The following is a 1,403-nucleotide window of genomic DNA, read 5'->3' on the forward strand; positions in this document are numbered from 1 at the left end:
GTGCCTTCGGGAACGCAGAGACAGGTGCTGCATGGCTGTCGTCAGCTCGTGTCGTGAGATGTTGGGTTAAGTCCCGCAACGAGCGCAACCCTTGTCCTCAGTTACCAGCACGTTATGGTGGGCACTCTGGGGAGACTGCCGGTGACAAACCGGAGGAAGGTGGGGACGACGTCAAGTCATCATGGCCCTTACGGCCAGGGCTACACACGTGCTACAATGGTGCATACAGACGGTTGCCAAGCCGCGAGGTGGAGCTAATCTGAGAAAGTGCATCGTAGTCCGGATTGGAGTCTGCAACTCGACTCCATGAAGTCGGAATCGCTAGTAATCGTGAATCAGAATGTCACGGTGAATACGTTCCCGGGCCTTGTACACACCGCCCGTCACACCATGGGAGTGGGTTGCTCCAGAAGTAGTTAGTCTAACCGCAAGGAGGACGATTACCACGGAGTGATTCATGACTGGGGTGAAGTCGTAACAAGGTAGCCCTAGGGGAACCTGGGGCTGGATCACCTCCTTAAACGAAAACCGACGTCCATAAGCGTTCACACGAATTGTTTGATTAACAGTTGTCAGTTGGCAGTAGCCAGTGGGCAGTTGTTAGTTTTGTTCTTTAACAATGTGGAATCCAAATTAAGCTGAATTGATTTAAAAGAGGCTCTTAATATAAGAAGCGTCTTTTAAAGAAAATTCTTGCTGAGACACTCTCAAGTTAATTACCGAAAGGTGATAGCTAATGTGTATGGCGATGAATTTCGACAGAAATTCATTTGATCGTTAAAGGTAGTTATTGCCTGTAACCAGATAGTTTGCACAATCAGCTGCCAACTGGCGACTGACAACTGCCAACTAAACGATCGAAGATCGTTTCGGGTTATATGGTCAAGTGACTAAGCGTACACGATGGATGCCTTGGCAGTCAGAGGCGATGAAGGACGTGGTAATCTGCGATAAGTCCTGGGGAGCTGATAAACAAGCTGTGATCCAGGAATTTCCGAATGGGGAAACCCAACGGCATAAGCCGTTATTCCTTAGCTGAATACATAGGCTTTGGAAGGCGAACCCGGGGAACTGAAACATCTAAGTACCCGGAGGAAAAGAAATCAATTGAGATTCCCCCAGTAGCGGCGAGCGAACGGGGACCAGCCCTTAAGCAATTGATGAGTTAGTGGAACACTCTGGAAAGTGTGGCCATAGTGGGTGATAGCCCCGTACACGAAAGCTCATTTATTGTGAAATCGAGTAGGACGGGACACGTGAAATCCTGTCTGAACATGGGGGGACCATCCTCCAAGGCTAAATACTCCTGACTGACCGATAGTGAACCAGTACCGTGAGGGAAAGGCGAAAAGAACCCCGTTGAGGGGAGTGAAATAGAACCTGAATCCGTGTACGTACAAGCA

General features: G+C 49.2%; 2 rRNA genes. Both read left to right on the forward strand.

The features are described 5' to 3' along the window. Positions 1-520, forward strand: a 16S ribosomal RNA gene (locus J7439_RS25445); the annotation flags it as partial. Positions 521-880: 360 nt separating this feature from the next. Beyond that, a 23S ribosomal RNA gene (locus J7439_RS25450) occupies positions 881-1,403 on the forward strand; the annotation flags it as partial.

The sequence above is a fragment of the Salinisphaera sp. G21_0 genome, assembly GCF_017744115.1.
Taxonomy (GTDB): Bacteria; Pseudomonadota; Gammaproteobacteria; order Pseudomonadales; family Endozoicomonadaceae; genus Endozoicomonas.